This is a genomic window from Carboxydocella sp. JDF658 (assembly GCF_002049395.1).
Lineage (GTDB): Bacteria > Bacillota.
On record NZ_BDLR01000052.1, the window covers coordinates 1 to 6,118 of the forward strand.

The 6,118-nt window shown below is 51.8% G+C and carries 7 protein-coding genes; all 7 read left to right on the top strand.

The annotated features are described in order from the left end of the window. A partial coding sequence (gene sdhA / locus JDF658_RS09215) for a succinate dehydrogenase flavoprotein subunit (RefSeq protein ID WP_079907345.1) occupies positions 1-1,548 on the top strand: 1,548 nt, incomplete at its 5' end. Next, the gene (gene sdhB, locus JDF658_RS09220; RefSeq protein WP_078664663.1) at positions 1,548-2,300 is read left to right on the top strand and encodes a succinate dehydrogenase iron-sulfur subunit; all 753 of its coding nucleotides are present in this window, start codon (positions 1,548-1,550) and stop codon (positions 2,298-2,300) included. The genes sdhA and sdhB, both read left to right, overlap by 1 nt. Before the next feature lie 90 nt (positions 2,301-2,390). Next, complete coding sequence (locus tag JDF658_RS09225; protein ID WP_107753860.1) at positions 2,391-2,702, top strand: carbohydrate-binding protein; 312 nt, start codon at positions 2,391-2,393, stop codon at positions 2,700-2,702. Between the two features lie 14 nt (positions 2,703-2,716). Continuing rightward, entirely contained in the window at positions 2,717-3,040 is a 324-nt protein-coding gene (locus JDF658_RS09230) for a carbohydrate-binding protein (protein ID WP_242946644.1), read from the top strand. Positions 3,041-3,052: 12 nt separating this feature from the next. After that, entirely contained in the window at positions 3,053-3,430 is a 378-nt protein-coding gene (locus JDF658_RS09235; RefSeq protein WP_242946645.1) for a carbohydrate-binding protein, read from the top strand. Between the two features lie 80 nt (positions 3,431-3,510). Next, positions 3,511-4,683, top strand: coding sequence for a glycosyltransferase family 4 protein (locus JDF658_RS09240; protein ID WP_200805666.1), 1,173 nt, complete (start codon positions 3,511-3,513; stop codon positions 4,681-4,683). A 20-nt stretch (positions 4,684-4,703) separates the two neighbouring features. Next, positions 4,704-6,118 (top strand): NDP-sugar synthase (locus JDF658_RS09245; protein ID WP_159446601.1); only part of this gene is annotated, 1,415 nt, incomplete at its 3' end.

Here is a 6,118-nt window from a genome sequence, read left to right on the forward strand (position 1 = left end):
GGCGGGGACTTTCTGGCCAATCAACCACCGGTGCTGAAAATGTGTGAAGCGGCACCTGGAATTATCCATCTGATGGACCGGATGGGAGTAATGTTCAACCGCACACCGGAAGGACATCTGGATTTCCGGCGTTTTGGTGGTACCAAACACCATCGTACCGCTTTTGCTGGAGCGACCACCGGCCAGCAATTACTTTATGCCTGTGATGAACAGGTACGGCGCTGGGAAGCAGCTGGTCTGGTGCAAAAGTATGAGGGCTGGGATTTCCTTTCCATTGTGCTGGATGAGCAGGGGATTTGCCGGGGGATTACCGCCCAGAACCTGGCTAGCATGGAAATCAGGGCCTTCCGGGGTGAAGCGGTGATTATGGCCACCGGTGGCCCGGGCATGATCTTTGGCAAGAGTACCAACTCCACTATCAATACCGGCTGGGCGGCGGCGGCAGTTTACATGCAAGGCGCCTGCTATGCCAACGGGGAGTTTATTCAGATCCATCCTACTGCTATTCCAGGAGAGGATAAATTGCGTTTGATGTCCGAATCGGCCCGCGGTGAAGGCGGTCGGGTCTGGACTTACAAGGATGGTAAACCATGGTATTTCCTGGAAGAAAAATATCCGGCCTATGGGAACCTGGTACCGCGGGATATCGCTACCCGGGAGATTTTCCATGTCTGTGTGGATTTGAAACTGGGGATAAATGGTCAGAACATGGTTTATCTGGATGTTTCCCATATAGATCCTAAAGTGCTGGACCGCAAGCTGGGCGGGATTCTGGAGATCTATGAAAAATTTGTTGGGGAAGATCCCCGCAAAGTGCCGATGAAGATATTCCCGGGTGTCCATTATTCCATGGGCGGGCTCTGGGTGGATTACAATCATATGACCAATATTCCCGGATTGTTTGCTGCCGGGGAATGTGACTACCAGTACCATGGTGCTAACCGCCTGGGTGCCAACTCCCTGCTTTCTGCTATTTATAGTGGCATGATAGTGGGACCGGCAGCAGTGGCCTATGCCAGCGGTTTGAGCAAGTCGGCCTTTGCTCTGGAGGAAAGGCTGTTTGAACAGGAGCGCAAACGGCAGGAGGAAAAGGTGGAAGCCATTTACCGGATGAATGGCAAGGAAAATCCCTATCTGCTTCATGAAGAGCTGGGTAAATGGATGACCGATAATGTCACGGTAGTGCGCTATAATGACCGGATGGAAAAAACCGATGCCAAAATTCAGGAATTGATGGAGCGCTACCAGAATATCAATCTGGCGGATACCGGCCGCTGGTCCAACCAGAGTGTGATGTTTGTGCGCCATCTCTGGGGTATGCTGCAGCTGGCCCGGGTGATTACCAGAGGGGCTATTGCCCGCAATGAAAGCCGGGGTGCCCATTATAAGCCGGAGTTTCCCAACCGGGATGATGAAAACTGGCTGAAAACCACCAAGGCCTTCTATACTCCCGCTGGGCCACGGCTGGAATATGAGCCGGTGGATGTCTCCCTGATCAAGCCCCGGCCGCGCAAATACGATGTGGATAAATCGGAGGTGAAGGCCTGATGGCTGAACAAAAATACATTCACCTGCGGGTACGGCGGCAGGAAAGTCCCCAGGCCAAACCCTACTGGGAAGAGTTTAAAATCCCGTATAAGCCCAATATGAATGTAATTTCCGCCTTGATGGAAATTCAAAAAAATCCCGTCAATGCCCAGGGGGAAAAAACTACGCCGGTAGTGTGGGAATGCAATTGTCTGGAAGAAGTTTGCGGGGCCTGTACAATGCTAATAAACGGGGTTCCCAGACAGGCTTGCTCGGCTTTGATTGACCAGTTACAACAGCCTGTTGAATTGAGACCTCTGACCAAGTTTCCCCTGATTCGCGATTTGATGGTAGACCGCAGCATCATGTTTGAAAATCTGAAAAAAGTCAAAGCATGGATTCCTATCGATGGTACCTATGATCTGGGGCCAGGGCCCAAACTGGCGGCCAAAACCCAGGAATGGGCCTATGAATTATCCCGCTGTATGACCTGTGGTTGCTGCATGGAAGCCTGTCCCCAGGTGAACAGCAAATCCAAATTCATCGGTCCGGCAGCTATCTCCCAGGTGCGCTTGTTCAACACTCATCCGACCGGGGAAATGAACAAGGAAGAGCGGTTGGAAGCCATTATGGGAGATGGGGGGATTACGGATTGTGGTAATTCCCAGAACTGTGTGCGGGTTTGTCCCAAACAGATTCCGCTGACTACCTCCATTGCGGATATGAATAAAGAAACGGTAAAATATGCCATTAAACGCTGGTTAAGAAAATAGCCAGTTTTTTGCCCTCGGTTAAACCGAGGGCTATTTTTTTTAGCATAGATTTGCCCTGCTGGTATCATACTAATGCCGGAGGTGATTTATATGCGGATTGAACAACAGGGAATTGAGGTTACTCCGGACATTATCAAGGCGGGTGATCTGGTCCGGATTCAGTACAATGGCTTACTGGCCCGGTCGGGAGCTGACCAGGTGTACTTGCATGTGGGTTATGGGGATAAATGGGAATATGTTTGTGATTACCCCATGCAGAAAACGGCCAATGGCTGGCAGAAGGTGCTGTCAGTAGAACATCCCGGCAGCCTCAATTTCTGCTTCAAGGACAGTGCCAATAACTGGGATAACAATAATGGCCTCAACTGGTCAGTAGCTATCAACAACAATTTGCGAGCCTGATGGAGGTGAAGACGGTGCATCATATCGCCATTGAGGGCACAGGGCACCTGGTCAATGGTGTAGTAGCCGGGCCCCTGCCGGTAGCCCGCGGGGGTTCAGTGACCATTATCTACAATGGCCTCCTGGCCAATAGCGGTGCTAGCCAGGTATATTTGCATGCCGGCTATGGTCCGGACTGGCATGATTCCCTGGACATGCCTATGGTGCGGACTGCCCGGGGCTGGGAAAATACCATCCAGGTCCAGGATGTCCATGAATTGAATTTTTGCTTCCGGGATGCGGCCAATAACTGGGATAACAACAATGGCCACAATTGGCGGCTGGAAGTTATCTCCTGAGGAGGTGAAATGATGGTGGAAATGAAACACACCAATTTCCGCGATAGTGATCACCGCTTGAAGGAGATGGCAGAAAGCCAGCTACAGGGCGGTGTGACTGTGGATCCTACCCCGATTACGGCTGGTCAGGAAGTGACAATCCTGTATAACGGCCTGCTGGCTAAAAGCGGAGCCCAGCAAATCTACCTGCATGTAGGGTATGGTTCCAATGACAACTGGCAGATGGTAACCGACTATCCCATGTATTTTACCGGCCATGGCTGGGAAAAAACCATAACCGTGGCCGAAGGGACCAGGCTTAATTTCTGCTTCAAGGACAGTGCCAATAACTGGGATAACAACAATGGCAATAACTGGTCCTTTATTGTTCACAATGGGCGCATGGTGTAAACCATGCCCTTTTTTTATCATATTTTTCCGTCCCGCTGGATAAACTAATCAAGTAAATCCAGAACGAAAGGGGGATGACAGTGCGTATATTAATGTATTCCTGGGAGTTTCCGCCCAAAAGCGTAGGCGGTCTGGCCCGGCATGTGCATGATTTGACTCTGGCCACGGCCAAACAGGGCCATGAAATTCAGGTTGTCACCTGCGGGGGAGATAACCTGCCTGCCTATGAAAATATAGAGGGGGTGGAGGTTTATCGCGTCCAGCCATATCATTTGCGGGCTCCGGATTTTCGCACCTGGATTTTGCAGTTGAACCTGGCCATGCTGGAATTCACCATGACTTTGCGGGATAGCCAATCAGCCCCCTGGGATATTGTTCACTGCCATGACTGGTTAACTGCATATGTCAGCCGGGCGATTAAACACGCGCAGAACATTCCACTGGTAGCTACCATTCATGCCACTGAATTCGGGCGCAACTGGGGGCTGCATGATGATAACCAGCGCTATATCAGTGATGTGGAGTGGTGGCTGACTTATGAAGCCTGGCGGGTGATTGTTTGCAGTCAATATATGCATAATGAGGTGAGATACATATTCTCTCTGCCGGAAGACAAAATCCGGATCATACCGAACGGCGTAAGGCCGGAGGATTTTCAGACCGAACCTGAACCGGATTTTCGCAATCGATATGCCCATCCTACCGAAAAAATCGTCTTTTTCGTAGGACGGCTGGTGCATGAAAAAGGGGCGCATGTCTTGCTGGATGCCATTCCGAAAATTCTCCATTACCATCCCCAGACCAAGTTCGTTATCGCCGGTCGAGGGCCGGCGGAAGGTTATTTGCGGCAAAAGGCCTGGGAGATGGGCGTGACAGAGAGAATTTATTTTACCGGTTATATCGATGATGTGACCCGTAATAAACTGTACCGTTCTGCTTCCGTTGCGGTTTTTCCCAGCCTGTATGAACCTTTTGGTATTGTGGCCCTGGAAGCTATGGCGGCCCGGACGCCAGTGGTAGTCAGTGATACCGGTGGACTGGGGGAAATTATTAAACATGGCGTAAATGGTTTGAAATGCTATGTAGGTTCTCCTGATTCCCTGGCCGATAATGTGCTGAAAATTCTCTGTGATCCGCCCTTTGCCCGGCAGGTGGAAGAAAGGGCCTACCGGGAGGTGCTGGAAATCTATAACTGGGACAAAATTGCCCGCACTACGGTAGCAGTTTATGAAGAAATTCTGGCAGAACAATAATAGAGAACGGAGGTCTGGCTATGAAAGCCATTATTATGGCGGGAGGGGAAGGTTCCCGACTGAGACCATTAACCTGTGACCGGCCCAAACCTCTGACGCCTTTACTGAACCGGCCGGTGATGGAACACATTGTCAATCTCCTGAAAAAACATGGCATCCGTCAGATTGGGGTTACCTTGCAGTATCTGCCGGAGGTCATTATGGAATATTTTGGCGATGGCAGTGACTGGGGGGTGGAAATGCGCTATTTTCTGGAGGAAACTCCCCTGGGCACTGCTGGCAGTGTCAAAAATGCAGAAGAATTTTTGGATGAACCTTTTATTGTTATCAGTGGTGATGCGCTGACGGATTTTGACCTGAGCCGGGCCATTGAGTTTCATCGGCAAAAGGGTGCCTGGGCAACCCTGGTTTTGACCCGGGTCCAGACACCTCTGGAATACGGGGTAGTGATGACTGATAAAAATGGCAGTATTTATCGTTTCCTGGAAAAACCCAGCTGGAGTGAGGTTTTCAGTGATACGGTCAATACCGGGATCTATATCCTGGAACCCCGGGTATTGCAATATATTCCGGCAGGTCAGCAGTTTGATTTCAGTAAAGATCTCTTTCCCCGCTTGCTGGCGGAAGGGAGACCGCTCTTCGGCTGTATCCTGGCGGGGTACTGGTGTGATATCGGCAATTTGCAACAATATGCAGAAGCCCATTATGCCGTGCTGGCCGGTGGGGTACAGCTGGAACTGGGCGGTCAACAGGTTGCTCCGGGGGTCTGGGCTGAGGCAGGGGCAAAAATCCATCCCCGGGCCTATCTGGAAGGGCCGGCTTTTATCGGAGCGGATACCGTTATTGATGCGGAGGCCTATGTGGGGCCTTTTACGGTGATTGGCCGCAATTGTCATCTCGGCAGCAAAGCCAGCCTTAAACGGGCTGTTCTCTGGGAAGGGGTAAATATAGGTGCCGGAGCAGAAATCCGCGGGGCTATCCTCTGCCGTCAGGTCAAGGTGGGTCAGGGGAGCCGGATTTATCAAGGTGCGGTGATCGGAGATGGTACGGTACTGGGCGAACGGGTTTATGTAGATGCCGGGGTAAAAATCTGGCCCCAGAAACGGGTGGAAAGCGGAGCCCGCCTGCGGGAAAACCTGGTCTGGGGAGAACGCCAGCCCCGTACGCTCTTCGGGCGCGAGGGGATTGTGGGAGAAATTAACCGGGAACTGACTCCGGAACAGGCGGTGAAAGTGGCGGCTGCTTTTGCCACTCTATTCCAGCCGGAAACTGCCCTGTTAGTCAGCACTGACCATTCTCCGGCGGCAGCAATGCTGAAACATGCTGTTCTGGCGGGATTGCTGGGAGCAGGGATGGTGGTCTGGGATGCCGGCATTCTGACCGGTGGTGCCAGCCGCTACTTGATTCGCAGTCTGGCTGCCAGTGGCGGGGGGCG

Bases quoted from the DNA above. Each gene is read 5' to 3' on its own strand.
- JDF658_RS09225 (WP_107753860.1), top strand. From the start codon at position 2,391: ATGCGGATTGAACAACAGGGAATTGAGGTTACTCCGGACATTATCAAG.
- sdhB (WP_078664663.1), top strand. From the start codon at position 1,548: ATGGCTGAACAAAAATACATTCACCTGCGGGTACGGCGGCAGGAAAGT.
- JDF658_RS09235 (WP_242946645.1), top strand. From the start codon at position 3,053: ATGGTGGAAATGAAACACACCAATTTCCGCGATAGTGATCACCGCTTG.